The following is a 26,191-nucleotide window of genomic DNA, read 5'->3' on the forward strand; positions in this document are numbered from 1 at the left end:
ATATAATGGAGTTCGGATTGGCGGGAAAAACGGCGCTTGTCGCTGCATCGAGCCAAGGGCTTGGCAAAGCGATTGCCCGAGCGCTTGTGCTGGAAGGAGCAAACGTGATGATTACAAGCCGAAATGAGGAAAAGCTGCAGGAAGTCGCCGAGGAGCTTAACAGTTTACATAAGGGACGCGTTGCTTATACGCGCACCGATGTGACGAAAGCGGATGACATCCGCCAACTGGTCGCCAAAACGGTGGAGACGTTTGGAACGATCGATTTACTTGTTAACAACGCCGGCGGCCCTCCGGCGGGAACGTTCGAAACAATCAGCGACAAAGACTGGCAATATGCGTTCGAGCTCAATTTACTGAGCTATATTCGGTTGATTCGCGAAGCGTTGCCTTATCTAAAGAAAAAAGGCGGTAAAATTGTCAATATCGCCTCGTCGTCCATCAAAGAGCCTATTCCGGGGCTCATCCTGTCCAATACGTTCCGTACTGGGATCATCGGGTTGACGAAAACGCTTGCAACGGAGTTCGCGCCTGATAATATTTTGATCAACACAGTCGCACCTGGACGGATTGCTACGGAACGGGTAGCTTTCTTAGACAAGGTGAACGCTGAAAAGCTCGGCATTACGAAAGAAGAAATGGAAGCGCGCATGAGAAGCGCCATTCCGCTCGGCCGTTACGGAACCCCTGAGGAGTTTGCCAACGTTGTCGTCTTTTTGCTGTCAGATGCAAATACGTACGTCACCGGGCAAGCATTGATCGTAGATGGCGGCATGGTGAAGGCCATTTAGAAGGCTTGTGATTCAAGGTACGACAAGGATTGTTTAAATGGAGAAACTGTTTTGAATCTATCATTCTGCCGTTCTTAAGAATCGTTGAGTAGCAGGAGACGGTTATGTTCGCCAGATGTTTTGGCAAAACGAACAGAAAGGGAGAGACAGCATGAAAACAATCGGATTTATCGGCCTTGGTGTCATGGGGAAAAGCATGGCGCGTCATTTGTTAAAAGCGGGCTACCCGCTTCTTGTCCATACACGTACGAAGGAAAAGGCGCTCGACTTGCTTGAGGAAGGGGCGGTATGGAAGGAAACGGTCGCCGACTTGGCGCGGGAAGCGGACGTTGTCATGACAATGGTTGGCTACCCGCACGATGTCGAGCAAGTGTATTTCGGTGAGGGAGGCATTTTGGAGCAGGCGCGGCCGGGAACGTATGTCATCGATATGACAACTTCGACACCAACGCTAGCGCAAGCCATTTACGAAGCGGCAAAGCAAAAAGGCATTCACGCGTTGGATGCTCCGGTATCTGGTGGTGATATCGGCGCCCGTGAAGGAACGTTGACGATCATGGTCGGCGGCGATGAAGAGGTGTTTTTGGCGTGCAAACCGATTCTTGAGCATCTCGGCACGAACATCATCCTTCAAGGAAAAGCCGGGGCCGGCCAACATACGAAAATGTGTAACCAAATCGCCATTGCCACCAATATGATCGGTGTTTGCGAAGCGATGGCGTATGCGAAAAAGGCAGGGCTCGACCCATTTCGTGTGCTTGAAAGTATCGCCAAAGGAGCGGCAGGCAGTTGGTCATTAAGTAACTTGGCGCCGCGCATGCTCACCGGTGATTTTGCGCCCGGGTTTTACATTAAACATTTCATTAAGGATATGAAAATTGCGCTTGAAGAAGCTGAACGCATGAATTTGCCGCTTCCGGGACTAGCGCTCGCCAAATCGATGTACGAAGAGCTGGCGCAAGCAGGTGAGGAAAACAGCGGCACACAGGCGCTGTACAAGCGCTATGTTGAGAAGTAAGGGGCGGTTTTCGCCCCATTTTTTATGCTAAATATATTTATCAAAAAATATTGAATATTAATTCTTATCGAGGTATAGTAGAAGTAAGAGGAACATACTAACCGGTTGGTATAAAGGGAGGGGAGGGCATGGACTTTTCCTATTCGCCGAAAGTCCAAGAGCTGATTAGAAAATTAAGCGCTTTCATGGAGGAGTATATTTATCCGAACGAAAAAGTGTACGAGGAGCAGCTGAATGCACAAGAGTCGAGATGGTCAGGCGTGCCACCGATCATCGAAGAGCTAAAGGAAAAAGCCAAAAAAGAAGGGCTTTGGAATTTGTTTTTGCCGGACAGCGAGTACGGAGCCGGCTTAACGAACGTCGAGTACGCACCGCTTTGCGAAATTATGGGCCGTTCCCTTATCGCTCCGGAAGTGTTCAACTGCAATGCGCCGGATACAGGCAACATGGAAGTGCTTGTCCGCTACGGTAGCGAGGAGCAAAAACAAAAATGGCTCGTTCCGCTCTTAAACGGGGAAATCCGCTCGTGCTTCTCAATGACCGAGCCGGATGTGGCGTCAAGCGATGCGACGAATATTCGTGCGTCGATCATCCGTGACGGTGACGAATATGTCATTACCGGACGGAAATGGTGGTCGTCCGGCGCCGGTGACCCGCGCTGCAAAGTGGCCATCGTCATGGGCAAAACGAACCCGGACGCCCCAAAACATGAACAGCAGTCGATGATCATCGTTCCACTCGATACACCAGGTGTGAAAATCGAACGGATGTTGCCGGTGTTTGGCTTTGATCATGCGCCGCACGGACATGCGGAGATTACATATGATCACGTGCGGGTGCCGAAAGAAAACATCATTTGGGGGGAAGGAAAAGGGTTCGCTATCGCCCAAGGAAGGCTCGGTCCAGGACGGATTCACCATTGCATGCGCCTCATTGGTGCGGCGGAACGAGCGCTTGAGCTCATGTGCCGGCGTGTGCAGTCGCGGGTAGCGTTCGGCAAGCCGCTCGCTGAGCATGGCGTGATCCGCGATTGGATCGCCCAGTCGCGCATCGAGATTGAGCAGGCGCGCCTGTTGACAATGAAAGCAGCGTACATGATGGATACAGTCGGTAACAAGGTTGCGCGTAAAGAAATTGCCATGATTAAAGTTGTCGCTCCAAATGTCGCCTTAAAAGTGATTGATCGCGCCATTCAAGCGTTCGGTGCCGCCGGGGTGAGCAACGACTTCCCGCTTGCCGCCATGTGGGCGAACTCGCGCACGCTCCGTCTCGCTGATGGGCCAGACGAAGTGCATAAAGAGCAAGTTGCAAAGCTTGAACTGCGTCAATATCAATAGCATGGGGGAGGAAGTGGCGTTCATGCATGTGCTCGACTTATTTAAAATTGGAGGAAAAACGGCCATCGTCACCGGTGGTGGGCGAGGTCTCGGTGAACAAATCGCCATCGGCCTCGCCGAAGCCGGGGCGAACGTCATCGTCTGCTCGCGCAAGGTGGAAGCGTGTGAGCAAGTAAAAGAAAAAATTGAACGGCTCGGCGTCCGCTCACTTGCTTTGCCGTGCGATGTAACGAACCCGGATGACGTAAAAAAGGTCGTCGAAACGACGGAAAAAGAATTTGGCGGCATTGATATTTTGGTCAACAACAGCGGAGCGACATGGGGGGCGCCGGTTGAGGAGATGCCGCTTGAAGCATGGCAAAAGGTAATGAACGTCAACGTCACTGGTACGTTTTTGATGAGCCAAGAGGTCGGCAAAGTGATGATTGCCAAGCAAACCGGAGGCGCCATCATCAATATCGCCTCTGTCGCTGGCCTTGGCGGCACGCATCCGGACATTTTAAATACGATTGGCTACAACACAAGCAAAGGGGCAGTCATTACGTTTACGCGCGATCTAGCTGCCAAATGGGGAAAACACGGTATTCGCGTCAATGCGGTCGCACCTGGCTTTTTCCCAACGAAAATGTCGCGTGTCGTCCTTGAGCGTGTCGGTCAAAAAGTGTTGGAACATACGCCGCTCGGCCGCTTTGGTGGTGAGGATGACTTAAAAGGCGCTGTCTTATTCCTCGCTTCGCCGGCATCCGCGTTTGTCACCGGCGCGCTCCTCGTCGTTGACGGCGGCAGTCATGCGTCTGGCATTTAACGAAAGTAAGGGGGAAAGCAAATGAGCGAAAAACGGGCCTTGTCTCTTTATCCGGAACATGTGTCATTTCATATTGACATTCCGGACAAAACGGTATGCGATGTGCTCCATGAGCGAGCAGCGCAATTTAGCAGCCATCCCGCGCTGACGTTTTACGGCAAAACGATCACGTATGCTGAGCTCGTTGCGGCGGTTAACCGCTTCGCCTCCAGTCTGCAGACGCTCGGAGTGCAAAAAGGCGACCGTGTCGCGATTATGCTGCCGAACTGTCCACAATACGTCATTGCGTACTATGGCATTTTACAGGCTGGCGCCATCGTCACCCAAGTGAATCCGATGCTCGTCGAGCGTGAACTGGCGTATGTGCTGAACGATTCCGGAGCTGAGACGATCATTATTTATGAACCGCTTTATCCGCGCCTCGCCGCAGTAAGAGAGGGGACGGCCATCAAGCGGGCGGTGACCGTTAGCTTCGGAGCGCCGTCCTCCGCTTCATTGGCCGCCGAAGACGTCACATTTGATGAGTTTCTCGCCGAAGGAAGCGGGCAAGTGCGTCCAGTGCCAATCGAACCGGCGCATGACGTCGCTGTACTGCAATACACGGGCGGAACGACAGGACGCTCGAAAGGGGCGATGCTCACCCATCGCAACATTTTCGCCAATGTTTTGCAATGTGCCGAATTTTTCAAAGGCACGTTTGAGATGGGAAAAGAGCGCTATTTAACTGTGATCCCACTCTTCCACGTCTTCGCCATGACTTCGGGAATGAACTTGGCCATTTATCAAGGAGCGGAAAACATTTTATTGCCGCGCTTTGAGCTGAAGGAGGTGCTCGAGACGATCCGAGACAAGCAGCCGACTGTGTTCCCCGGTGTGCCGACGATGTATGTTGCCATTACGAACACACCTGGAGTCGAGCAATACGGCATTAGCAGTATTAAAACGTGCAACAGCGGCAGCGCACCGATGCCGATGGAGCTCATGCGCGATTTTGAGGAAAAAACCGGGGCGGTCGTTCTCGAAGGGTACGGACTGTCCGAAGCATCCCCGGTGACGCACTGCAATCCACCGTTTGCTGCACGCAAGCCGGGGACAGTCGGCATCGGCATGCCACTTACTGAGTACAAAGTCGTCGATGTGGCGACGGGCACGCAAGAATTGCCGCCGGGTGAGGTCGGTGAACTCATCATCCGCGGTCCGCAAGTGATGAAGGGGTATTGGAACATGCCGGAGGAAACAGCGGTGACGCTGCGAGACGGATGGCTGTACACCGGAGATTTGGCTTCGATTGACGAGGAGGGGTACGTGACGATTGTCGATCGGAAAAAAGATATGATCATTGCTGGCGGCTATAACATTTATCCGCGCGAGGTCGAGGAAGTGCTATATGAACATCCGGCCGTGAAAGAGGCGGTGGTGATCGGTGTGCCGGATTCGTATCGCGGCGAAACAGTGAAGGCGGTCATCGTCTTAAAAGACGGGCAACAGGCGAACGAAGACGATATTATTCGTCATTGTAGGAAAAATCTAGCGTCCTATAAAGTGCCGCGCATCGTCGAGTTCCGCACCGAACTGCCGAAAACGAACGTTGGCAAAATTTTGCGTCGTGCTTTGCGCGAAGAGGCGTCTCGCCCGCAATGACGAAGGCGCAGTTGACGGCCAGGTCCCGAGCAGGCTTGGCCGTTTTATGGTAAAATAGCTGGCGGTGACTACATGTAAGGCAAGAGGTGGAAAGACATGAGGGAAAAAATTATCGCTGCCAGCATTGAATTATTTGAACAAAACGGGTTTAGCGAAACGTCGATTCAAGATATTGTCGATGCTCTCGGGGTGACGAAAGGGACGTTTTACTACTATTTCAAAAGCAAAGAAGAGCTGCTCATGGACATTCATCTTCGCTACATTGAAGGGCTGCTTAGCGAACAGGCGCGCATTATGAATGATGAGCAGCGGACGATGCGGGAAAAGTTGTACGCCATCGTTTATATGCTCATTCATAATGTCGAGCGGCAAGGAAGACAGGCGCGCATTTTTTTCCGTGAGATGAAGCATTTAAGCGAGGAACATTTGCAAAAAGTGAAAGAAAAGCGCGATTTGTTCCGCTATCATCTGCAGGCGTTAATTGAAGAAGGAATGAAAACTGGCGAACTGCGCCGCGATTTGTCGCCATCGATTGCTACCCTTACTGTGCTTGGGGCGGCCAATTGGAGCTATCATTGGTTTCGTCCGGACGGCGAGCTGACCGATGCTGAAGTGGCGAAACAAATGGTGACGATTTTGATTGAAGGAATGAGTGCGCCATATACTCGATAGACAAGTGAAACGGCGCACACCCAAACGCGTTCGTAAAGGGGGAGAGGGGAGATTGACCGCCATTATTCCGGTTCGCAAAGGGGAAGAACTGCCAGCCGAAAAGCTGGCTAAGTTTTTACGCACAGTGTTGCCGGATATACCGGACGGCGAGCTCGAGATCAAGCAATTTTCCGCCGGTCGGTCGAATTTAACGTATTTGCTTCGCTGCGGGGAATGGGAGGCGGTGCTGCGCCGCCCGCCGTTTGGCCCCGTGCCGCCGAAAGCGCACGATATGAAGCGGGAGAGCACATGGCTTGCTGAAATTCATCCACTGTTCCCATTGGCCCCGAAGCCATTCTACTTTTGTGAAGATGAATCGGTTATCGGCAGCCCGTTTTTTGTGATGGAGCGACGTCACGGCGTTGTGATTGACAGCGATTTCCCAGATGGCATCGACCCCACGGAAGACGTCTGCCGCGGCATTTCCGAGACGATGGTTGAGACGCTTGTCAACATTCATCAAATTGACTATACGAAAACGCGCCTTGTGCAGATAGTCAAGCCAGAAGGGTTTATGGAGCGGCAAGTGCACGGATGGATTCAACGCTACGAACGAGCGAAAACAGATGATGTTCCAGCGGCTGAGGCGCTTATGAAGTGGCTTGCTTCCCATATCCCGCCACAGCGGGAGGCGACGGTCATCCATTACGATTTTAAGCTGAATAACGCCTTGTTTGCTGAGGATGATGCAACGAAAATGGTTGGCTTGTTCGATTGGGAAATGTCGACTGTTGGCGACCCGCTTGCTGATTTGGCGGTGGCGATGAGTTATTGGGTTGAGGAAGACGACCCACCGCTTGTCAAGCAAGGTTTCGGCCGCGAGCCGGTCACCGTTCGGCCTGGCTTTTATACGCGTGAACAGTTTATTGCTGCGTATGCAGAAAAAAGCGGACGCGATGTTTCCGATATGCACGTTTATTTAACGTTTGCTTATTTTAAATTGGCCGTCATCTGTCAACAAATTTATTACCGCTATCGCCGCGGACAAACAAATGATGAGCGGTTTCGTCATTTCAACCAGTTTGTCGAGGCGCTCATTGAGCATGCGTGGCAGCTGGCGACAAGGCGGTGAGAGAGTATGATCACGAAAGTGCATGTTGTACTGCGCAAAGAAGATATTGACGAAACCGCACTTGCTGACGGTAAAGTGGCCGTTGTGTTTGATGTCTTGCTCGCGACGTCATCGATTACAGCGGCATTGGCTGCCGGCGCCCGCTCGGTCATTCCGGTGTATAGCGCCGCCGAAGCGAGAGAAGTCGGGCGGCGATTGCCTGACGGGAGCTACGAACTTGTCGGCGAAAGCGAAGGGCGGACGATCGTTGGCTTCCACCCGCCAGCGCCGCTGTTTTTGCAAACTGTTTGCCCGGGGAAAACGGTGGTGTTGTCGACGACGAACGGCACGGTGGCGCTTCGTAAGGCGATGCCAGCCCGCGCTGTGTATGCAGCGAGTTTGCTCAATAGCCCAGCAGTCGGCGAATATGTTTGCCGCTCACATCGGGAAGAGACGATTATCGCCATTTGTTCCGGCTCATCCGGCCGATTTTGTCTTGAGGATTTTTATGGCGCCGGCTATTTTGTTCATTGCCTGATTGAGCACGGAATCGCTGCTGCAGAGCTTTCCGACAGCGCCATGGCTGCTTGGCTGTTTTATCGGCAATATAGCGGTGAAAGAAGGGCGAAAGAAGTGCTGTCCTCCTCGCGTGTCGGGCGCTGGATGGCCGCTTACGGTCTCGAAAAGGAGATCGACTACATCAACCAGCATGGAGCTCTTTCTGTCGTTCCGAAACTTGAGTGTGAGTCGTTTGGACCGGAAATGCGTGATATGACGCAAACGAAAGTAGCGGGGGAGGGGAAACAACAATGAAAATGGTACAATTTACGGAATACGGCGGTCCAGATGTGCTTGAGGTGAAAGAGGTAGAACGCCCGTCGCCATCCGGTCGCCACGTGTTGATTGAGGCGGAGGCGATTGGCGTCAATTACGCCGATACAGCGAGACGAGAAGGACGCTACGTTGTACCGACACCGCTTCCATTCGTGCCTGGAACTGAAGTGGCCGGTGTCGTCCGTGAAGTTGGTCCGGACGTGCAGGCGATCCGCCCAGGGCAGCGCGTCGTCGCCTTAGTGGAGTCGGGAGGGTACGCCGAGTTTGTTGCCGTTGATGAGCGGGCGGTCGTGCCGCTGCCGGATGGGATGGATGTCCAACAAGCAGCGGCGCTGCCGGTGCAAGGGTTAAGTGCCTATCATATTTTAAAAACGATGAGCCGTCTGGAGGACGGAGAAACGGTGCTCGTTCACGCGGCAGCCGGCGGCGTCGGCACGCTCGCCGTGCAGCTGGCGAAACGGTTCGGCGCGAAAACCGTTATCGCCACGGCGAGCACCGAAGAAAAGCGGGAGCTTGCTCGGCGTCTTGGTGCTGATGTGACGATCGATTATACGCAAAACGACTGGACCAAGGCTGTGATGGAGGCGACTGATGGCCGCGGCGTTGACGTTGCCTTGGAAATGGTGGGCGGCGGTATTTTCCATCAAACGCTTGATTGCCTCGCCCCGTTCGGTCGCCTTGTTGTTTACGGCATGGCAAGCGGGGAGATGACGCGCCTTAACCCAGCTCGTCTGATGGCGAAAAACTGGTCTGTCGTCGGCTTTTTCTTGCCGCAAATCATGCGGAAGCGGGCGCTGTACGAGCAAAGCTTGCGTGAATTGCTCCATTGGGTGCAAGAAGGAAGCTTAGAGCTGATCATCGGCGGCGTCTATCCGCTTGAGCAGGCGGCTATGGTACACGAGCTGTTGCAAGGGAGGAAAACGAGCGGCAAACTGTTACTTGTGCCGTAAAAAGAGGAATGGAGTTGACCAGAAAGGTCGCCTTTCTTCAAGAGAGACAAGATGCTGTATTGTGGAAGTGTTCAGATCGTATATCGTGATGAAAAAGGGTGTCCCGTTGTCTTTGTGGGACACCCTTTTATATGTGCGTAAACCAATCGGCGGCCACCGCATACGATATCGCGCTGAAAGGAAAACAGCGTTACATTTGTTTTATAGACTGTTTCTCTTTTCGTGAACGTATCGTTCGAGCCGGTCGAGCCCTTCTTTGAGCACATCGAGCGAATAGGCGTATGACAGGCGAACGTAGCCTTCGCCGTATTCAGAAAAGGCGCTTCCGGGAACAAGGGCGACGCCGGCTTTTTCAACGACATCAAGGGCAAAATCGAACGACGGCATACGAAACGCAGCGATCGACGGAAACAAATAAAACGCGCCGTCCGGCTTTTCCACAGGCAGCCCCATGGCCGTGAGGCGATTGTAAGCGTACTCAAGACGTTCAGCGTAGGCAGCGCGCATTGCCTCGGCGTCATTTTTGCCGGCGGTAAGCGCCTCAACCGCTGCTTTTTGGCTGATCGACGACGTGCAGGAGACGCTGTATTGATGCACCTTGACCATCTGTTCGATGACAAAGGACGGAGCGAAAACCAATCCGATGCGCCAGCCGGTCATCGAGTGTGATTTGCTTAGACCGTTGATGACAATAGTCTGCTCTGGCAACCATTCAGCGATTGAGCGGTGGCGCCCGCGATAGACGAGCTCGCTGTAAATTTCGTCAGACACGATCCAAATCGGCCTTCCTTTCATCAGTGCAGCGATGGCTTCCAGCGCTTCACTTGACAGCGTCGTTCCGGTCGGATTGGACGGATACGGAAGGACGAGGCAACGTGTCTTGTCGGTGAGGTAAGGCTTAATCAACTCGGCCGACAGACGAAAGCCGTTTTGTCTTGTATCGATGTACACCGGTTTCGCCCCGCACAAGCGGATGAGCGGCTCATAGCCGGGGTAGACCGGCGCGGGAAGAAGCACCTCCGTCCCTTCTTCTAAAATGGTGCGAAACGTAATGTCGAGCGCCTGGCTGGCGCCAACGGTGGCGATCACTTCATCCGGGCTGTAGCGAAGCCCGTATTTATCAGCGACAAATTGACAAGCAGCTTGGCGCAACTCCAGGAGACCGGCGTTCGCCGTATATGTTGTGAAATCGGCGGCGATCGCTTCTTGGGCTGCCACTTTCACATGATCGGGTGTCGGAAAATCCGGTTGGCCGATCGTCAAGGAAACTAACCCTGGCCGGCCGGAGACAAGGTTGAAAAATTGACGGATGCCAGATAGTTGAATGGCTTGAACGCGTGGCTGAATGAGGTGTTTCACAAGCTGTCCACCTTTCCGTTTTTTCTCTATTGTACCATTGGGCCTGCAAAACGGAAAAACAAAAATGAGCCCCTTTCCGTTCGGATCGTTTTCCGTAGACGGAAATGGGGCTCATCCTGTCATAGATGATTCACACTCCAACGTCGTTCTCTCCTTTTACGCGCCGTATTTTTTCAATAAGTCGTTATATTGGGCGGAAAGCTTGACAAACAACGGTTTGTTGCCAGTAGCAAGCGCCTCGTCGATTTTTTCCATCAGTTTTTTTTTCTGGAACTGGAAGAGTGCTTCTTTCAACACTTGTTCGGCCATTGGACCATAGCTGCTTTTTTCTTCAGGCTGGTTGAACAATATGGCGCCTTCGTTTGGATACTGTTTTTCATACATAGTCAATTCCCTCCCATATGGGAACGAAGGGGTTCCCTTTTTATATTATCGTCCTTTTTGGTGAAAATGTAAAGAAAATTTAGATAAATATTTTTTGTCAATTTTTTCTCTACACGATTTCTTTACCCGTTTTTTGTTGGTGTGTAACAGCTTTTCGGTTATGATAAGAAGAGAAAAAATGGCAAGGTGAGATGGCGATGATTCGCACGTGTGTCGTAACAAAAGAGTTTGAGGTTATGCATGATGTTGATTTAGCGTTCGTCAACAGTCCAGACGTTTCATGGTATTGGGTTGATTTTCATGAACCGACGGACGAGGAGTCGGACTTACTCGCTTCATTTTTCCGTTTCCATCCGCTAGCGATTGAGGACTGTTTGGAATATGTACAGCGTCCGAAACTTGATTTTTATGACCGCTACTTATTTGTTGTCCTTCATGCGATTGCGGGAACAACCCTCGAGGCTGAGGAAGTTGACTTGTTTGTCGGACAAAATTTTATCGTTTCGTTTCATAAGTCGTCGATTCACGCAGTCGATGACGTATGGGAGCGGCTGAAACGCGAGCAGGATGTGCAGCAGGGGCCGTTTCATGTTATGTATCGGCTGATTGATAAACTCGTCGATGATTACTTCCCGCCACTGTACAATATTGAAGATGTGTTAAATGATCTAGAGGAAAATACGAACAATGAGCCGATTCATGACATTATCGAAAAAGTGTTTGATATTCGTGGCGATTTATCGAAATTGCGCCGGACAATTGTGCCGATGCGCGATTTACTGTATCGCATCATCCACTCCGACCGACTGCAGCGCATGAAAGAACGGCAGTTGTATTTCCATGATATTTACGATCATTTATTGAAGCTGTCGGAAATGATCGAGACGAATCGGGAAATTACCTCCGATATCCGGGATAGCTATTTGTCGCTCAACTCCAACCGAATGAACAACATTATGATGACATTTACAGCCATTACGACGATTTTTATGCCGCTCACCTTTATTGCCGGCATTTACGGGATGAATTTTGATTATATGCCGGAACTGCGCTGGAAATATGGGTACTTTGCTGTATTGGCGATCATGGCAGTCATCGGCATAATGATGTTTGCTTGGTTTAAACGCAACGGTTGGTTTCAGCTGTTAAAAGGCGACTCGTCGAAGGAGGAACGGCGTCGGTAACCGTATAAAACAAGCTGGCCCCCTCATATATATAACTATGGCAATGCGACCGTGAAGGAGGGGGAAGGATGGTACGAGGTGTTTGGGGCGTTGATTCGGCGCAAGTCGTCACAGACCAATTGTTTCAATGTGTACGGACGGAGTTTGGTTACCCGAAATTTTGGGGTCGCTATTTGGTGGAAGTGCCGAACGTCTCGGAAGGGCTGACGCGGGACGAGATCACCCGCATCCGCAACTATGGGATCAAAGTACTGCCAATTTATAATGCCTTTCGTGAGGCGGTTGGCTATGCGAACGGCCAAGTGGCGGCGCGCAATGCGGTGTTCCATGCACGGCGGCTCGGCATTCCGAAAAATAAATTGCTGTTTGCCAACATCGAAGATTTTTTTGCTGTCGATGCGGCTTGGATTACGGCTTGGGTGGAAACGCTCTATCCGACTGGGTATCGTCCGGGGCTGTATGCCGATCCGACGCAGGGGGATTTCGCCGCCGCCTATTGCGAGGCGGTTGGGAACAACAATCAAGTGGCGGTACAGGCCGTTATTTGGAGCGCAGCCCCAAGGCCTGGAACGACGAAAGAACAAAAAGCTCCGCGTTACCAGCCGGCCGCCCCGCCTTGTAGCGCGAACGTTTGGGCGTGGCAGTACGGGCGCGACGCAGAAGGCTGTCCGGTTGATACGAATTTGGCGGATCGCCGCCTGCTTGACTTTTTATATTGAACAGCGCCGTTGCAGCAAGGCAACGGCCTTTTTATTATCTTGATCGAGCAGGCGGCCACTTCTGAGTGAAACGAAAGCGGAGACGAACAGTAACCGAATTTGCTTCAGCGAAAGGAAATGTGAGAATCCCTCGCTTCCGCGGCAGGAGGTGAGGAAGGAAGTCAGAATGTTTTTAGGTCGTGTTGACTATATTAATAAATATATAGGAAAAGATGAGTACGGAAATGAAAGCAGTTCGAGGGCTTTTTATCGGGATTACGGAATGGCTAACATAAAGAAAGGAGAGGGAAGTTGGATTCCTATATCGTGTCGTTACTAGACCGGATGAAAGAGCAGTATGAACAATGGGAGTCTTCATCTTCGCTCGACGGGGCGGAGCTGACTCAGTTTTTCGATGCCATCGGCCGAGCGGCGAAGGTGACCGGCCGCGATGATCTTGCTGCTGAAGTAGAACGGATTCTCCGCCGGATGAACAGGCAAAAGGAACGGCAATGGACGGTGGAGGAGGTGCTAGCGGAGATGTTTCCACTCCTGCGCCGCTGCTATGAAGCCGAGGAAACGGATTCTACAATCGCTTCCTTCTTGCAACAACAAGGGGCGGAAGCTGACATTCTTCTCTGCGGAAACGACCCGTTATTTTTTGCTTATATCCGTCGATCATGGCAAACCGTACCTTGGCGCTTCATCACGCTTCCTTCCCTCGAACAAGCAGCCGCATCCATGTTTCGCCTCAACCCGGACTGCATCATCGTCAACATCGGGGAAGACGATTTAGAAACTCCTCCTTTCGTTGCTCTGCTGAAGACCGCCAGTCAGCCTTCCTACATTCCAGTAGTGATCATTAGCAGAGACGGACGAAAAGCTGTACATCTGAAATGTTATGGGCTTGGCGCCGACGATGTCATCGCGCAGCCGGTGGCAGCTAGTGAGCTATACATTCGTGTTCACCGTCTCGTAGAAAAAAAGCGGAAAATTGATAAATTGGTGCTTATTGATGAGTTAACCGGCGTCTATAACCGTAAATATTTACCGCGAGTGTATGTCCGCCTGCGCAGCGATCTTGAGCGTTTCGGGACACCGAGCTGTTTGGCGCTGCTTGATTTGGACCATTTTAAGCAAGTCAACGACCGCTTCGGACACTTAGTGGGGGATGCGGTGTTAAAAAAACTGGCCGCCTTTTTGCTTCAACATACGCGCGGAATGGACACGGTCATTCGTTTCGGGGGTGAAGAGTTTATCGTTTGGCTGGCAAAAACCTCGACATGCGAGGCGCACCGTGTGCTTGGGCGGCTGCAGCGTCAGTTCGCCTCAGAGGAAATCGAAGCAGCTGGCGTACGCCTATCGTGCACGTTTTCCGCCGGTTTTGTCGAGTGCTCCGACCCGAACGAATCGCTTGATCATTGGCTCAAACTGGCCGATAAAGCGCTATATGCAGCCAAAAAGAGCGGCGGCAGCCGGGTTGAGGGAGTTTAGAAGCAAGCCACTTCCGTCAATGGCAGTCCGGCGGAGGAACAGCATCGCCGAGCGGGCAAACAGAGATAGTCTGTTGCCTTTGTCGACGGCGGTGCACTGGTGTGAACGGTCACCGCTGATCTCGTTCGCAAGCTTGCTGCTGAGCAGGGGTGGGAAGTGGACATTGATGAGTTGGGTGACGGGCTTTCCTTCCTCGAATCGCCACTCTATCAAAAAACGGACGGCACTTCATTGTCATTTTAGACTGGAAAATGTGAGGTGTGACACTATCTCCGCCGCATAAAGTGTTGGTATTGCCGCTGCACCAAGACGAACAGGCAATCGCCCATGCTACCGGCAAGGGGGATGAGTATGTGATAAAGCCACTGAAATGGTGCGAGCTTGGTTGCTAAAAGAGCTAGATGAATAATAAGGCGCGTTTTTGCTACTGAGATGGCGGCTGCTAGGCAAGGAGTGTTTCTTCAATGATAGTGGGCTTCCCTTGTTTCTTATTTTGAACGGAAAATCTCCACTTCCAACCAAAGCGAAACAATAGCTGCTCGGAGTGGGGATCCTTGATTTTATTGTAAGTAAGTGGAGGAAGGACAGAAGCAAGGCGCTGGGAACATTCCAGCGCCTTGTTTAGTAACGGTCACCGAGCCGCTTAAACACAGGCTTTGCCAATCGTCTCGGTTTTCGTTCCGTCGATTCTTTGATTCCGGTATAGGCGATGAGAATGGCTTTTGCCTCCGATAAAGGCATCCGGGCGGAAGGATTTCGGTATGAGTCGCTGAGCGCGCCGAGGTGCGGAAGGGCGGCGAAATCTTGTTTTGTCGGAGGAATGTGGAAATAGTAGTCGCCGACGGCCACGAGCACATCGGATTGCTGCTGACTATATTTCGGATTGCGGGAAAAATGGAGGCCGACTTTTTTCGCCTTGCCTTCTTCAAGCAGTTTTTCGATGGCTTTTTTCTTGAGAAGATACAAAAACGAAGGGTTTAATGCCGTTTTCGCATGGCGGTTAACTGTAAAAATGGCTTTGGCGATATTGTCGACCGTCAACTGCAACGGTTTCATCGACATGTCTCCTTTTTCTTTCTATTATAGCATAGTTGTGATCTGCTTGACCTATTTCTAGCGATGAATGAGCGAAAAGACTGTTAGCTCCGGCGGGGCGAAAAAGCGAAGCGGCACCCTTGTTGTGCCGAGTCCCCGGTTGACATATAGCACAAGCCCGCCGACGTGGTAAAATCCTTCATAATACCGCTCGGACAGCGGCGGCGTAATGAGCGGGCCGATAAATGGAAGTTGAATTTGTCCGCCATGGCTATGGCCAGACAGTTGAACATGAATCGGATAGCGGCATGTCTCAAGAGCGCCATCCGGTTCGTGAACGAGGGCGATTGTATATGTTGACGCCGGAATGCCGGACGTCATTTTCGCCCAATCGGGTTGGCCGAGCATCATATCATCGCCACCGGCCACAGCGATCCTCTCTTGTCCACGGCGAACGAGCGCATGCTCGTTGACAAGGACGCGAAACCCAGCTCGTTCCATCAGCCGGCGATAAATGTCCGTCCCGTAGCCACCGTGGTCGTGGTTGCCATAAACGCTAAATTTCCCAAGTGGAGCACGGATGGAGGCCAACGCATCTGCCACCTCTTCGGTGTGCGGGTATCGGTTCGCCTCATGAAGCAAATCGCCGGTGAAGACAACGATATCGGGTTGCAGCTTGTTTATTTGATTAATGATGCGGTAAAAGCGTTCCAAGCTGTCATAATGACCGAGATGGAGGTCACTGAATTGCAACAGTTTCACGCCGTCAAACGCCTTCGGGATGAGCGGGTGTGACAGTGTATGGTGAGTCACCGTCAAGTGCGACGGTTCAACCCAACGGGCGTAGCCGTAGGCGAGCGATGTTGCCAACGCTGCGGCGAAGCCGGTGCGTGTCAGCTTTTTTAAAAACGTGCGTCGGTTCATTTTGGTTGTTTCAATACGGTGCATCGTTTCGCCGTCCTTTCACAAGTAGCTTTATTATAACGAAAACGAAAAGGGAAGAACAATAGGAGAAAAATAATGTTGTTAAATCAAGAAGGTCATCATTCTTAGAAAGTGAAAGTAGAGAAGAAGCCATTGTGTTTTGATTTTCAAAAAAATCAGTCATTTCTATTGAAAAGAGGGGGAAATTGCCCTATGCTAGAAAAAGAAAGAAAACCAAGCATAAGAAAAAATGAATGAACCATCAGTCATAGGGGGAGAAGTGAATGAACGGAAAAGTGATTATTATTACCGGTGGATCGAGCGGAATGGGGAAATATATGGCGAAGCGGTTTGTTGCCGAAGGGGCAAACGTCGTTATTACCGGACGACGGGCGGAGGCGCTTGAAGAGGCCAAACAGGAAATGGTCGTACCAGGCGGGGGACAGGTGCTCACTGTTCCGATGGATGTGCGCAACCCGGAGCAAGTCGCAGACATGGTCAAACGGGCTGACGCGGAGTTTGGCCGCATCGATGCTCTAGTCAACAACGCGGCTGGCAATTTTATTTGCCCGGCGGAAAAGCTATCGATCAACGGTTGGAACAGCGTCATTAATATCGTATTGAACGGTACGTTTTACTGTAGCCGGGAAGTCGGCAACTATTGGATTCAACGTGGCTTAAAAGGGAATATCGTTAACATCATTGCCACATACGCCTGGCATGCCGGTGCGGGGGTCATCCATTCAGCAAGCGCCAAGGCCGGGGTGCTGGCGATGACGCGTACATTGGCGGTTGAGTGGGGGAAAAAATATGGCTTCCGCGTCAACGCTATCGCTCCAGGACCGATTGAGCGGACAGGTGGGGCGGAGCGTCTTTGGGAATCAGAAGAGGCGGAGCGGATGACGATCGACAGCGTGCCGCTCGGGCGGCTCGGAACACCAGAAGAGATTGCAGCGGTTGCGGCGTTTTTACTTTCAGATGAAGCCGCTTACATCAACGGTGCCTGCATCACGGTTGACGGCGGTCAATGGCTGAATCGGCGACCGTTTTAACGAACGTGCTAGTGAAAAAATCACTGTCCTTTCTTTATTCAGCGATCCTCAATCGCTACGAAGGACAAGGTTCATAAGGTTTCTCCATTTAGCAAATGTCTTTCTTGGCTGTGTTGTTATGAAATCACCGACTTTCTAAGTGGATTTTGCCTTACATTTGTGGAACAACGGCTGCTGTCCAAACGGATTTCCTATGATTAGGAGATCCGTTTTTTCGTTCCGGAAAAGGTTGGTCAATATGGTATAATAAAGTCAAAGATGGTCGACGAGAATGAGGTGAGCATGATGGATGCATTAGACGTGATGGCCAACTTGTCGCAAGCAATCCCGTACTATCAGCCGATTTTTAGCGCCGATGAGCATGGGGTCATCGGGTATGAAGTGCTCGGGCGATTTCAAACGGAAGCGGGGCCAGTCAGCCTCGGGCCGTTTTTTCATGACGACACGATCCCGGAAGAGTTTCGCATTGAAGTGGATGATGTCATTACAAAAAAGGCGCTTGATTATTTTTTGTCGCTGCCCGACCAGACGCTGCTCATCTTTTTAAACCGTGACGCCAATTTGTTAATGCTTGACCGCGGCGAATCGTTTTTGCAATTGCTTCTTGCTTATGAAGCGAAAGGGTTGGCGCTTAGCCGTATCGTATTGGAAATTAACGAGCAACATTTTAAAGGCGACTTGGATCAGTTCAGCCATTTATTGACGTATATCCGCACGTACGGCATTAAGGTGGCGGTCGATAATATCGCCGAACATAGCATTCATCTCGAGCGGATCGGCGTTTTGTCGCCTGATATTTTAAAAATTGATTTGCATGAATTGCGGAAAACGTCTGTCCACCAAGCTTATCAAGAAATCGTTCATTCCATTTCATTGTTGGCGCGCAAAATCGGAGCGACGCTTCTGTATGAAGATATTGAAACATCATTTCAGCTCCAGTACGCTTGGCGGCATGGCGGCCGCTATTACCAAGGGTATTATTTGGCCAAGCCGGCGCCAGAGGTGGTGCCGCGTGATCTGTTGAAAGAGCTTCTCCGCCAAGAATGCCATCGGTTTATCCAACAAGAAAAGAAAAAGCTTGAGACACTGTATCAAATTTCTGAGCAGTTTCAGCAACGGGTTGCCGCGTTGCTTGGCAAATATAAAAAAGTGAGCAGCTTTAATGAGCTCATTTCACTATTGGCTGACGAACTGAATGACGTTTGCTTCCGCATTTACGTTTGTGATGAGGACGGTTTTCAGCAATCAGGCAATATGTTTAAGCGCGGTAGCCGCTGGGAGTTGCAGCAACAATATTACATGAAAAATTGGAGTTGGCGTCCGTATTTTTTGGAAAACATTATTCGCATGCGTTCGCGCCGCAGAGGGATTCTATCGGATTTATATACAGACATTGAAACCGGGGAGACGATTCGGACGTACTCGTACCCGATTGATGAGCATCATTATTTGTTTATCGATTTGTCGTACAGTTATTTATTTGAGCATGACGCCCATTATTGATGGTATAAAATCATCTTATTGCGGCAAAGTAAACATGAGGTGAAACTTATGGCACAGCTGACTTTTGTGTTATCTGCCCTCTCTGTATTGATTGCGATCATCGGGTTCGTCTATACGGTTCGCCTCGGCCGCCAACAGCGTTGGCAAGGGGAGCTTGATGGACCGATTCCGAAAACGGTACAGGAACATGCCTATTTACGTAACCCGGTGTTGCTTGCTTACGTGCTTGCTGTCCTGCTCGCTATTTTTGCCATCGGTTATTTGGCGTTGCGCTATTATTGAAAAAAGGCCATTCATACGGATGGCCTTTTTGCTTGTCCGCGAATGACGCTTTTTTCCACGACTTTTTTCCTTTGCCACTGAATATATATGAAAGCGGAAGAGGCAAAGGAGGAATGAAGATGGCGAAGCGGCTGCCGTTGCGGCTGTCGGGCGAGGAGGCGTCATTGTTGCTTGAGGTGCTGTTCAGCCAGCAATATGCACTCGAACTTGTCCGCTCTGAGCTAGCGGATATTGAAAACGGGGATAAGGAAGCCGATGAACAACGATATCGGCAGCTTTTACGTTTATACGACCGCCTTTTAACGGAGGAAGAGTAAAATGTCGTTCTATGCTATCGCTTGGCAAGAAGCGATAGTCTTTTTTATGATATGATAAAATCGGAGAGGAGAAGACGTAAAAAGAGAAAGGCGGAACATTGGCATGACATGGTTAGAAAATACACAGTTGGCCAACATGACAGTTAAACCATTTCTCATCCCTGCTGATAAAGTTGCGCACGTTCAGCCTGAAAACTATTTGGATCATGCGCTGCTCGTCTTGACAAAAACCGGCTATTCAGCAATTCCAGTTCTTGATACATCGTATAAACTGCACGGGCTAATTGGCATGACGATGATTATGGACGCGCTGTTAGGATTGGAGCGCATCGAGTTTGAACGGCTCGAGACGATGAAGGTCGAGGAAGTGATGAATCGAAACATTCCGCGCCTGCAGCTTGACGACAGCTTGCTGAAGGCTCTCGGACTGATTGTCAACCATCCGTTTGTCTGCGTCGAAAATGAAAACGGTTATTTTGAAGGGATTTTTACTCGCCGTGAAATATTGAAGCAATTCAATAAACAGCTGCGGAGGCTTAATGGCGGCCGGAAACCAGGCCGAAAAGAAGCTGAACAATGAGCAGAAAAGTAATCGTGTGTAAGATTAAGCGCAGCTGGTTTTGTTTCAGTTTTTGTGCGACTCGAACCGATACTTGAGCGCCGATCAACGATCCCATCGCCAAGAACGGAGCGATATGCCAGTTCATAAGGCCGCTGTATAGATAAGACGCCATTGCGCCAAAGCAGCTGATGAACGTTTGGAATCTTGTCAGCGCCATGGCCGATAAGTAATCCATGCCGGCGCGTAAGTAAGCATACATGAGCATGGTGGCTTGGCCGGGGCCAAACATGCCATCATAGACGCTAATGCCATACAAAATCGGATAGAAAATTTTTGGGAGAGCAGGGGCTGTTGCCGCTGATTTGGGCTTTTTTTTGAAAAGTTGCAGGCATAGTGCAAACAACAGCAACATGACCGCGATGATAGTCATTGTTCGTTCGGACAACAGCGAGGCGATGGCCCCTCCTGTGGCTCCCCCGCCGAGGCTGATCGGGATGATCAGAAGCAGTTGTTTCCCACGAATGTTTTGCTGGCGAAACAAGACGAAGAAGCTGGAAAACGAGCTGATGGTATTGGAAAACTTTGCGGAGGAAATGGCCTGATGGATCGGAACACCGAGCGTGAGCAGAACGGGCATGCTGATAAGGCCACCGCCGCCAGCTAATGTACCAACGAATGAAGTAGCAAACCCAATGAGGACAAACAGGATCCAGTCCATGTAGAGATTCTCCTTTCGATAAGGGTTCTACAACTATTTTATTTTTGTTATAACGATAAGAAAATGTGAAAAAAATAGACATAAATGATAAGAAAAACTTATCAAAGGGATGATCGTTTTGAATATTTCAGAGTATGAAATCCTCACTGTTTTGGCGGAAGAATTAAATATGAGAAAAGCCGCTGTCCGGCTGTATGTTACCCAGTCTGCACTATCCCAACGGCTACAGACGATCGAGGCCAGCTGGAATGTGAAAATATTTATCCGGTCTCAGCGCGGATTGCTGCTAACACCAGAGGGGGAAAAGATTGTTCAGCTTGCCAAAGAAATTGTGCAGAAAACGAACAAAGTAAAAGAAGAAATGAAACAACTGGTCGGGCAAATCAGCGGGACATTAACGATAGCGGTGGCTTCCATCGTTGCTCAACATTGGCTGCCTGCCGTGTTAAAAAGGTTTATGAAGTTATACCCCAATGTAAACGTTTCGTTGATGACGGGATGGACAAGTGAAGTCCTAAGTCATATGTATGAAAATCGATGTCAACTTGGGATTGTTCGTGGAAAGCCAAATTGGAGCGGGATGGCGACACGTTTATTTACCGATCAGCTATATTTAGTAGACCAAGAAATTCAATCTTTGGAGCAATTGCGCCATACTGATCGGCCATTTATTCAATTTAAAAGCGATTCAACTTATTCGTTGCATATTCAACAATGGTGGCATGAGCAATTTCAAGCCTTGCCGCCACGAACGGTGATGGTCGATCAAATTGAAACATGCAAACAGCTTGCTTATCATGGCGTTGGTTATGCGATTTTACCGGAAATTGCTTTAGGTGATCGAGAACAACATCTTGTTCACATGATACCGTTAAAAACGAAGCATGGTGAGCCCATGACCAGAGATACATGGCTGATCAGTTCGGAAGTGGCATGGCAACTTCCACAAGTACAAGCCTTCGAGAAGACATTACGGCATTTTGCTCGATGAATTGGTGCTTGTCACAAGGCTCTCTGGTTTGCTAAAGTAAAAAAAGAACACAGGAATAAGGAGGATATTGGCTATGAAGATGATGGACGCCAATGAAATCATTTCGTTTATTCAAAACAGCAAAAAATCAACGCCTGTTAAAGTGTACATAAAAGGGGATCTCGAGGGTATCGATTTCGGCTCAAGCGCGAAAACGTTTATCACTGGCAACGCCGGTGTCGTGTTTGGCGAATGGCAAGACATTCAAGCCGCCATCGAAGCGAATCAAGACAAAATTGAGGACTATGTCGTCGAAAATGATCGTCGCAATTCGGCCATCCCGCTGCTGGATTTAAAAGGAGTGAAAGCGCGCATTGAGCCGGGCGCCATTATTCGTGATCACGTCGAGATCGGCGACAATGCTGTCATTATGATGGGAGCGGTCATTAACATCGGCGCCGTCATCGGCGAAGGGACGATGATCGATATGAACGCCGTGCTCGGCGGTCGGGCAACGGTAGGGAAAAACTGCCATATCGGCGCTGGTGCGGTGTTGGCTGGGGTAATTGAACCGCCATCAGCGAAGCCAGTCGTGATCGAAGATGATGTTCTTATCGGAGCCAATGCTGTCATTTTAGAAGGTGTCACCGTTGGCAAAGGGGCGGTCGTCGCTGCTGGCGCGATTGTCGTTGAAGACGTGCCGCCATATACGGTCGTGGCCGGCGTACCGGCGCGCGTTATTAAACAAATCGATGAACAAACAAGAGCGAAAACGGAAATTAAACAAGAGCTTCGCCAATTATAATCACATCAAAAAGCTGTCCGCTCACAGGACAGCTTTTTTCCGATGGAGGAGAGAGGATGGAAACGATCAGCCCATTTGTCGCCATTCGTCGCGACTTGCATAAAATTCCCGAGCTCGGGTTTCAGGAGTTTAAAACACAGCAATATTTGCTTAATTATATTCAATCTCTGCCGCAAGAGCGGCTTGATGTCCGGACATGGAAAACAGGTATTTTTGTGAAAGTCAGCGGAACAGCACCGCGAAAAACGATCGGCTACCGTGCTGATATCGACGGCTTGCCGATCAGCGAAGAAACTGGTCTGCCGTACCGCTCCGAGCATGCAGGGCAAATGCATGCGTGCGGTCATGATGTCCATATGAGCATTGCCCTTGGCGTGTTGACCCATTTTGCCCACAATCCAATCAGAGACGATTTGCTGTTTATTTTTCAGCCGGCCGAAGAAGGGCCAGGTGGGGCGAAGCCGATGTTAGAAAGCGATATAATGCGCGAGTGGAAGCCGGATATGATTGTTGCTTTGCATATTGCCCCGGAATATCCAGTCGGCACAATTGCAACGAAAGAAGGCCTGTTGTTTGCCAATACGTCGGAGCTGTTTATTGACTTAAAAGGGAAAGGCGGCCATGCGGCGTTTCCGCATCTAGCCAACGATATGGTCGTTGCCGCCTGTGCGCTCGTCACCCAGCTGCAATCGATCGTCGCTCGCAACGTTGATCCGCTTGACAGCGCCGTCATTACGATCGGAAAGATTACCAGTGGGACAGTGCAAAACGTCATCGCCGAACATGCTCGGCTCGAAGGGACGATCCGGACGCTGTCGATCGATGCCATGCAGGCAGTGAAGCGGCGGATTGAAGCGCTCGTCCGTGGGGTGGAAGTGGCCTATGAATGTGAGGCGGTGATTGATTACGGTGCCATGTACCACGAAGTGTACAATAACCCGGCACTGACAACGGAATTTATCCAATTTGCTGAGACACATACTGATATGAATGTTATTCGCTGCAAAGAGGCGATGACCGGTGAGGATTTTGGCTATATGCTGGCAGAAATTCCTGGTTTTATGTTTTGGCTTGGCGTTGATTCCCCGTACGGGCTGCACCATGCGAAGCTAGTCCCGAATGAAGCGGCAATCGATCGGGCCATCGCCTTTTTAATCAGCTATTTTTCGTGGAAAGGAAATATGGAGTGAAGTATAGTTCCACCTCGATTAAGACACATTATGTGTGTGAGGAGGTGGAGTGTGATGGCGAAAATCGGTGTCGAGCAATCGCTGACTGACGTGCAGCAGGTGTTGAAGGAAAGAGGATATGACGTTGTTCCGCTGCGCAGTGAACAAGATGCTAGAGGTTGCGATTGCTGTGTCATTACTGGCTTGGATACAAACGTCACCGGCATTCAAAACACAATCACATCCGGTCCGGTCATTGAAGCGAGCGGACTTACTGCGGAAGAAATTTGCCAAAAAATCGAACAAAAGCTTCGGTAACGATTGTCGGGCTGTGTGCGCCAGCAGCCCGTTTTTTATGGGGACGATAGCATGGACAAGCCGACTCGGAAGGTTTGCGTGAACTAATAAAGACGTAGCCGTTGCATCCCCTAAACGATGAAAGAAATGGTTTACGGTGTTGCAATGAATGATGTCAGTGATTGGTATGACATCACTATTTTTAGCAATGGAGGGCTTACATATGGCAGAGCGCTTAGTCGGAAAACAAGCTCCACGTTTTGAAATGGAGGCTGTCCTGCCGAATGGAGAGTTTGGCCGTGTCAGCCTTGAGGAAAACATGAAAAATGGCAAATGGACGGTGCTGTTCTTCTATCCACTCGACTTTACATTCGTTTGCCCGACGGAAATTACAGCGATATCTGACCGCTATCATGAATTTGAAGACTTAAATGCAGTCGTGATCGGTGTATCGACTGACTCTGTTTACTCGCATAAAGCATGGATGAACGTACCGCGAAACCAAAACGGCATCGGTCAAATTAAATACCCGCTCGCTGCTGATCGGACGCAGCAAGTTTCGCGTGATTACGGCGTGCTCATTGAAGAAGAGGGGTCGCACTGCGCGGTTTGTTCATCATCGATCCGGACGGTGAGTTGAAATATGCCGTCATTCACCATAACAATATCGGCCGCGATGTCGATGAAGTATTGCGCGTGCTGCAAGCGTTGCAAACCGGCGGCCTCTGCCCTGCAAACTGGAAGCCAGGACAACCGACGTTGACGCTGCAAGGAGAGTCGCATTGAGCATGGAAAAGGTCTAACGGGGAGTTAGGCCTTTCTTTTTCCATATGGAGGGATGAGGTGTGAAACTGCGTGAACCAATGCCGGAACTGACCGGAGCAACGGCAACGTTAAATGGAGACGTATCAAGAGATGAATTGATCGGTGAAAAACCAACGCTAATCCATTTTTGGTCGGTCAGCTGTCATTTGTGCAAGGAAGTGATGCCGCAAGTGAACGAATTCCGTGACCGATATAAAGAGAAACTCCATATGGTATCCGTCCATATGCCGCGCTCGGAATACGATTTAGACATTGAACTCGTGAAAAAAATAGCTGAAAAGTACGGCATTACTCAGCCGATTTTCGTCGACAACGAGCATAAAATCGCCGACGCGTTTGAAAACCGATACGTTCCGTCGTATTACGTGTTCGACGTTGAAGGAAAGCTCCGCCATTTCCAAGCAGGCAGCGGCGGCATGAACATGCTCGAAAAACACGTCAACCGCGTGCTCGAAGAAGCAGAAAAGAGAGAGTAGGCGTAATGGTTGTCCGAAAAGGAGCGAAGAATCGTTTTCGTTCCTTTTCTTTTTTTGCTAAAATGAGGGGAAGAAGCGATGATTGACCATTGTTGGAGGAGTCAATGATGAAAAAGAAACAGTTTGCTGTAATCGGTCTTGGGCGATTTGGGGGGAGCATTTGCCGCACGTTGAGCGAACAAGGGATGGAAGTGCTCGCGATTGATATTGATGAAGATCGGGTGAATGAATTTGCGTCGATTGCCGCGCACGCTGTGGTTGGCGACACGACTGACGAAAACGTGCTAAAAAGCTTAGGTATCCGCAACTTTGACCACGTCATTGTTGCGATCGGCGACAACATTCAGGCAAGCATTTTGACGACGCTCATTTTAAAGGAGCTCGGCGTCAATCATATTACCGTCAAGGCGACGAACGATTACCACGAGAAAGTGCTGAAAAAAATCGGCGCTGATCAAATCGTGCATCCGGAGCGGGATATGGGTGAGCGGATCGCTCATAATCTCCTTTCGAACAACGTCTTGGATTATTTGGAGCTGTCCGACAAACATAGCATCGTCGAGATTGTAGCGAGCGAGAGACTCGACGGTCATTCGCTGCTCGAGCTTGACATTCGTGCCCGCTATGGCATTAACATTGTCGCCATTAAGCGAGGGGCGAGTGTCATCGTCTCACCGCTTGCCTCGGAAATCATCCGTAAAGGCGATGTATTGGTCGTTATCGGCGCTGACAGCGACATTGACCGGTTTGAAGAAAAGGTCGTTGGCTAGCGGTGTGATATGAAATGTCTGCGTTCAGATTCGTTCCTAGCCTCCCTGTTTTGGAAATTTGTGTTCTATATTAAAAGGTTGGTGAACAACGATCGTTTCCTGTTGTGCAGCGGTTTTAGGAGGGGAGTGAAATCAAGGTTTCTTTGGTGGGGAAGCGACATGTTTGCGCCGCGTCCCCGTTAGGTGATCACTCCTCTAGAGGCTGGTCATGTTATATAGAAAAGGGTGT

General features: G+C 50.3%; 29 protein-coding genes and 1 pseudogene. 25 read left to right on the top strand and 5 right to left on the bottom strand.

The genetic code is table 11. From position 1 onward, the window contains the following. Window positions 1–5 precede the first annotated feature (5 nt). The 9 genes from IC804_RS14960 (at window position 6) to IC804_RS15000 (ending at window position 9,138) form a co-directional block, all read left to right on the top strand. Window positions 6–791, top strand: a complete 786-nt coding sequence (locus tag IC804_RS14960; protein WP_011887063.1) for an SDR family oxidoreductase — start codon at window positions 6–8, stop codon at window positions 789–791. A 151-nt stretch (window positions 792–942) separates the two neighbouring features. Further along, window positions 943–1,809: an NAD(P)-dependent oxidoreductase gene (locus IC804_RS14965; RefSeq protein ID WP_008878785.1), complete on the top strand. Its 867-nt coding sequence runs from the start codon at window positions 943–945 to the stop codon at window positions 1,807–1,809. A 128-nt stretch (window positions 1,810–1,937) separates the two neighbouring features. Further along, window positions 1,938–3,146: an acyl-CoA dehydrogenase gene (locus tag IC804_RS14970; protein WP_008878784.1), complete on the top strand. Its 1,209-nt coding sequence runs from the start codon at window positions 1,938–1,940 to the stop codon at window positions 3,144–3,146. A gap of 22 nt (window positions 3,147–3,168) precedes the next feature. Further along, window positions 3,169–3,951: an SDR family oxidoreductase gene (locus IC804_RS14975; RefSeq protein ID WP_008878783.1), complete on the top strand. Its 783-nt coding sequence runs from the start codon at window positions 3,169–3,171 to the stop codon at window positions 3,949–3,951. A gap of 21 nt (window positions 3,952–3,972) precedes the next feature. Further along, a complete protein-coding gene (locus IC804_RS14980; RefSeq protein WP_081157278.1) occupies window positions 3,973–5,592 on the top strand; it encodes a long-chain-fatty-acid--CoA ligase in 1,620 nt (539 codons plus the stop codon). A 96-nt stretch (window positions 5,593–5,688) separates the two neighbouring features. After that, complete coding sequence (locus IC804_RS14985; RefSeq protein WP_008878781.1) at window positions 5,689–6,264, top strand: TetR/AcrR family transcriptional regulator; 576 nt, start codon at window positions 5,689–5,691, stop codon at window positions 6,262–6,264. Between the two features lie 52 nt (window positions 6,265–6,316). After that, complete coding sequence (locus tag IC804_RS14990; RefSeq protein ID WP_008878780.1) at window positions 6,317–7,375, top strand: phosphotransferase family protein; 1,059 nt, start codon at window positions 6,317–6,319, stop codon at window positions 7,373–7,375. 9 nt (window positions 7,376–7,384) lie between these two features. Continuing rightward, entirely contained in the window at window positions 7,385–8,167 is a 783-nt protein-coding gene (locus IC804_RS14995; RefSeq protein WP_171355324.1) for a 2-phosphosulfolactate phosphatase, read from the top strand. Next, complete coding sequence (locus IC804_RS15000) at window positions 8,164–9,138, top strand: quinone oxidoreductase family protein (RefSeq protein ID WP_008878778.1); 975 nt, start codon at window positions 8,164–8,166, stop codon at window positions 9,136–9,138. Before IC804_RS14995 ends, IC804_RS15000 begins: the two co-directional genes overlap by 4 nt. Before the next feature lie 201 nt (window positions 9,139–9,339). Here the strand turns inward: IC804_RS15000 and IC804_RS15005 are convergent, their stop codons facing one another. Further along, complete coding sequence (locus IC804_RS15005; RefSeq protein ID WP_029760386.1) at window positions 9,340–10,497, bottom strand: aminotransferase A; 1,158 nt, start codon at window positions 10,495–10,497, stop codon at window positions 9,340–9,342. Between the two features lie 156 nt (window positions 10,498–10,653). Beyond that, window positions 10,654–10,881 carry an IDEAL domain-containing protein gene (locus tag IC804_RS15010; RefSeq protein ID WP_081157277.1) on the bottom strand — a complete coding sequence of 76 codons (228 nt, stop codon included), beginning with the start codon at window positions 10,879–10,881 and terminating at the stop codon, window positions 10,654–10,656. A 191-nt stretch (window positions 10,882–11,072) separates the two neighbouring features. Here IC804_RS15010 and corA point away from each other — a divergent pair, with 191 nt between their 5' ends. The 4 genes from corA to IC804_RS18925 all read left to right on the top strand — a co-directional run bounded on the left by corA (window position 11,073) and on the right by IC804_RS18925 (window position 14,649). Then, window positions 11,073–12,065 (top strand): magnesium/cobalt transporter CorA, encoded by a 993-nt coding sequence (corA, locus tag IC804_RS15015; RefSeq protein ID WP_011887069.1) that lies wholly within the window; start codon window positions 11,073–11,075, stop codon window positions 12,063–12,065. A gap of 68 nt (window positions 12,066–12,133) precedes the next feature. Beyond that, window positions 12,134–12,784, top strand: coding sequence for a glycoside hydrolase domain-containing protein (locus IC804_RS15020; RefSeq protein ID WP_008878774.1), 651 nt, complete (start codon window positions 12,134–12,136; stop codon window positions 12,782–12,784). Window positions 12,785–13,075: 291 nt separating this feature from the next. Further along, window positions 13,076–14,257 (top strand): GGDEF domain-containing response regulator, encoded by a 1,182-nt coding sequence (locus tag IC804_RS15025; RefSeq protein ID WP_008878772.1) that lies wholly within the window; start codon window positions 13,076–13,078, stop codon window positions 14,255–14,257. 260 nt (window positions 14,258–14,517) lie between these two features. After that, window positions 14,518–14,649: a hypothetical protein gene (locus tag IC804_RS18925; protein WP_255350167.1), complete on the top strand. Its 132-nt coding sequence runs from the start codon at window positions 14,518–14,520 to the stop codon at window positions 14,647–14,649. 229 nt (window positions 14,650–14,878) lie between these two features. On the opposite strand, the gene IC804_RS15030 is transcribed toward IC804_RS18925, so the two are convergent. Together IC804_RS15030 and IC804_RS15035 are read right to left on the bottom strand one after the other, a co-directional pair. After that, entirely contained in the window at window positions 14,879–15,313 is a 435-nt protein-coding gene (locus IC804_RS15030) for a YkyB family protein (protein ID WP_008878771.1), read from the bottom strand. Between the two features lie 57 nt (window positions 15,314–15,370). Then, window positions 15,371–16,240: a metallophosphoesterase gene (locus IC804_RS15035; RefSeq protein ID WP_008878770.1), complete on the bottom strand. Its 870-nt coding sequence runs from the start codon at window positions 16,238–16,240 to the stop codon at window positions 15,371–15,373. Between the two features lie 260 nt (window positions 16,241–16,500). Here IC804_RS15035 and fadH point away from each other — a divergent pair, with 260 nt between their 5' ends. The 5 genes from fadH (at window position 16,501) to cbpB (ending at window position 19,950) form a co-directional block, all read left to right on the top strand. Next, window positions 16,501–17,268, top strand: coding sequence for a 2,4-dienoyl-CoA reductase (fadH, locus tag IC804_RS15040; RefSeq protein ID WP_008878769.1), 768 nt, complete (start codon window positions 16,501–16,503; stop codon window positions 17,266–17,268). 285 nt (window positions 17,269–17,553) lie between these two features. Then, window positions 17,554–18,771: an EAL domain-containing protein gene (locus tag IC804_RS15045; protein ID WP_029760387.1), complete on the top strand. Its 1,218-nt coding sequence runs from the start codon at window positions 17,554–17,556 to the stop codon at window positions 18,769–18,771. Window positions 18,772–18,819: 48 nt separating this feature from the next. Then, complete coding sequence (locus IC804_RS15050; protein ID WP_008878766.1) at window positions 18,820–19,053, top strand: hypothetical protein; 234 nt, start codon at window positions 18,820–18,822, stop codon at window positions 19,051–19,053. A gap of 119 nt (window positions 19,054–19,172) precedes the next feature. After that, the gene (abbA, locus tag IC804_RS15055) at window positions 19,173–19,370 is read left to right on the top strand and encodes an antirepressor AbbA (RefSeq protein WP_008878765.1); all 198 of its coding nucleotides are present in this window, start codon (window positions 19,173–19,175) and stop codon (window positions 19,368–19,370) included. Between the two features lie 103 nt (window positions 19,371–19,473). After that, complete coding sequence (gene cbpB, locus IC804_RS15060) at window positions 19,474–19,950, top strand: cyclic-di-AMP-binding protein CbpB (protein ID WP_008878764.1); 477 nt, start codon at window positions 19,474–19,476, stop codon at window positions 19,948–19,950. Here the strand turns inward: cbpB and IC804_RS15065 are convergent. Then, window positions 19,907–20,650, bottom strand: a complete 744-nt coding sequence (locus IC804_RS15065) for a sulfite exporter TauE/SafE family protein (protein WP_011887074.1) — start codon at window positions 20,648–20,650, stop codon at window positions 19,907–19,909. The genes cbpB and IC804_RS15065 overlap by 44 nt on opposite strands. 118 nt (window positions 20,651–20,768) lie before the next feature. On the opposite strand from IC804_RS15065, the gene IC804_RS15070 reads away from it, so the two are divergent. The 7 genes and pseudogenes from IC804_RS15070 to IC804_RS15100 all read left to right on the top strand — a co-directional run bounded on the left by IC804_RS15070 (window position 20,769) and on the right by IC804_RS15100 (window position 25,962). Then, window positions 20,769–21,641, top strand: coding sequence for a transcriptional regulator CcpC (locus tag IC804_RS15070; protein ID WP_008878762.1), 873 nt, complete (start codon window positions 20,769–20,771; stop codon window positions 21,639–21,641). A 73-nt stretch (window positions 21,642–21,714) separates the two neighbouring features. Further along, entirely contained in the window at window positions 21,715–22,425 is a 711-nt protein-coding gene (gene dapD, locus IC804_RS15075) for a 2,3,4,5-tetrahydropyridine-2,6-dicarboxylate N-acetyltransferase (RefSeq protein ID WP_008878761.1), read from the top strand. Window positions 22,426–22,481: 56 nt separating this feature from the next. After that, window positions 22,482–23,615, top strand: a complete 1,134-nt coding sequence (locus IC804_RS15080; protein ID WP_008878760.1) for an N-acetyldiaminopimelate deacetylase — start codon at window positions 22,482–22,484, stop codon at window positions 23,613–23,615. 54 nt (window positions 23,616–23,669) lie between these two features. Next, window positions 23,670–23,912 (top strand): YkuS family protein, encoded by a 243-nt coding sequence (locus tag IC804_RS15085; protein WP_008878759.1) that lies wholly within the window; start codon window positions 23,670–23,672, stop codon window positions 23,910–23,912. A gap of 202 nt (window positions 23,913–24,114) precedes the next feature. Further along, window positions 24,115–24,677 (top strand): annotated as a pseudogene (locus tag IC804_RS15090) (peroxiredoxin). 59 nt (window positions 24,678–24,736) lie between these two features. After that, complete coding sequence (locus tag IC804_RS15095; protein ID WP_008878757.1) at window positions 24,737–25,192, top strand: TlpA family protein disulfide reductase; 456 nt, start codon at window positions 24,737–24,739, stop codon at window positions 25,190–25,192. Window positions 25,193–25,299: 107 nt separating this feature from the next. Beyond that, window positions 25,300–25,962 carry a potassium channel family protein gene (locus IC804_RS15100; RefSeq protein ID WP_029760390.1) on the top strand — a complete coding sequence of 221 codons (663 nt, stop codon included), beginning with the start codon at window positions 25,300–25,302 and terminating at the stop codon, window positions 25,960–25,962. Window positions 25,963–26,191: the final 229 nt, after the last annotated feature.

Source organism: Geobacillus sp. 47C-IIb (assembly GCF_014679705.1).
GTDB classification, from domain to species: Bacteria; Bacillota; Bacilli; order Bacillales; family Anoxybacillaceae; genus Geobacillus; species Geobacillus thermodenitrificans.

What these genes read in the sequence shown, in the direction of transcription:
- IC804_RS14960 (WP_011887063.1), top strand. Translation starts at nt 6, where the DNA reads ATGGAGTTCGGATTGGCGGGAAAAACGGCGCTTGTCGCTGCATCGAGC.
- IC804_RS15035 (WP_008878770.1), bottom strand. Translation starts at nt 16,240, where the DNA reads ATGCACCGTATTGAAACAACCAAAATGAACCGACGCACGTTTTTAAAA.
- IC804_RS14980 (WP_081157278.1), top strand. Translation starts at nt 3,973, where the DNA reads ATGAGCGAAAAACGGGCCTTGTCTCTTTATCCGGAACATGTGTCATTT.
- IC804_RS15065 (WP_011887074.1), bottom strand. Translation starts at nt 20,650, where the DNA reads ATGGACTGGATCCTGTTTGTCCTCATTGGGTTTGCTACTTCATTCGTT.
- IC804_RS15010 (WP_081157277.1), bottom strand. Translation starts at nt 10,881, where the DNA reads ATGTATGAAAAACAGTATCCAAACGAAGGCGCCATATTGTTCAACCAG.
- IC804_RS15085 (WP_008878759.1), top strand. Translation starts at nt 23,670, where the DNA reads ATGGCGAAAATCGGTGTCGAGCAATCGCTGACTGACGTGCAGCAGGTG.
- corA (WP_011887069.1), top strand. Translation starts at nt 11,073, where the DNA reads ATGGCGATGATTCGCACGTGTGTCGTAACAAAAGAGTTTGAGGTTATG.
- IC804_RS15045 (WP_029760387.1), top strand. Translation starts at nt 17,554, where the DNA reads ATGGATGCATTAGACGTGATGGCCAACTTGTCGCAAGCAATCCCGTAC.
- IC804_RS14965 (WP_008878785.1), top strand. Translation starts at nt 943, where the DNA reads ATGAAAACAATCGGATTTATCGGCCTTGGTGTCATGGGGAAAAGCATG.
- IC804_RS14975 (WP_008878783.1), top strand. Translation starts at nt 3,169, where the DNA reads ATGCATGTGCTCGACTTATTTAAAATTGGAGGAAAAACGGCCATCGTC.
- abbA (WP_008878765.1), top strand. Translation starts at nt 19,173, where the DNA reads ATGGCGAAGCGGCTGCCGTTGCGGCTGTCGGGCGAGGAGGCGTCATTG.
- IC804_RS15100 (WP_029760390.1), top strand. Translation starts at nt 25,300, where the DNA reads ATGAAAAAGAAACAGTTTGCTGTAATCGGTCTTGGGCGATTTGGGGGG.
- IC804_RS14985 (WP_008878781.1), top strand. Translation starts at nt 5,689, where the DNA reads ATGAGGGAAAAAATTATCGCTGCCAGCATTGAATTATTTGAACAAAAC.
- IC804_RS15080 (WP_008878760.1), top strand. Translation starts at nt 22,482, where the DNA reads ATGGAAACGATCAGCCCATTTGTCGCCATTCGTCGCGACTTGCATAAA.
- IC804_RS15030 (WP_008878771.1), bottom strand. Translation starts at nt 15,313, where the DNA reads ATGAAACCGTTGCAGTTGACGGTCGACAATATCGCCAAAGCCATTTTT.
- fadH (WP_008878769.1), top strand. Translation starts at nt 16,501, where the DNA reads ATGAACGGAAAAGTGATTATTATTACCGGTGGATCGAGCGGAATGGGG.
- dapD (WP_008878761.1), top strand. Translation starts at nt 21,715, where the DNA reads ATGAAGATGATGGACGCCAATGAAATCATTTCGTTTATTCAAAACAGC.
- cbpB (WP_008878764.1), top strand. Translation starts at nt 19,474, where the DNA reads ATGACATGGTTAGAAAATACACAGTTGGCCAACATGACAGTTAAACCA.
- IC804_RS15050 (WP_008878766.1), top strand. Translation starts at nt 18,820, where the DNA reads ATGGCACAGCTGACTTTTGTGTTATCTGCCCTCTCTGTATTGATTGCG.
- IC804_RS15000 (WP_008878778.1), top strand. Translation starts at nt 8,164, where the DNA reads ATGAAAATGGTACAATTTACGGAATACGGCGGTCCAGATGTGCTTGAG.
- IC804_RS15020 (WP_008878774.1), top strand. Translation starts at nt 12,134, where the DNA reads ATGGTACGAGGTGTTTGGGGCGTTGATTCGGCGCAAGTCGTCACAGAC.
- IC804_RS14970 (WP_008878784.1), top strand. Translation starts at nt 1,938, where the DNA reads ATGGACTTTTCCTATTCGCCGAAAGTCCAAGAGCTGATTAGAAAATTA.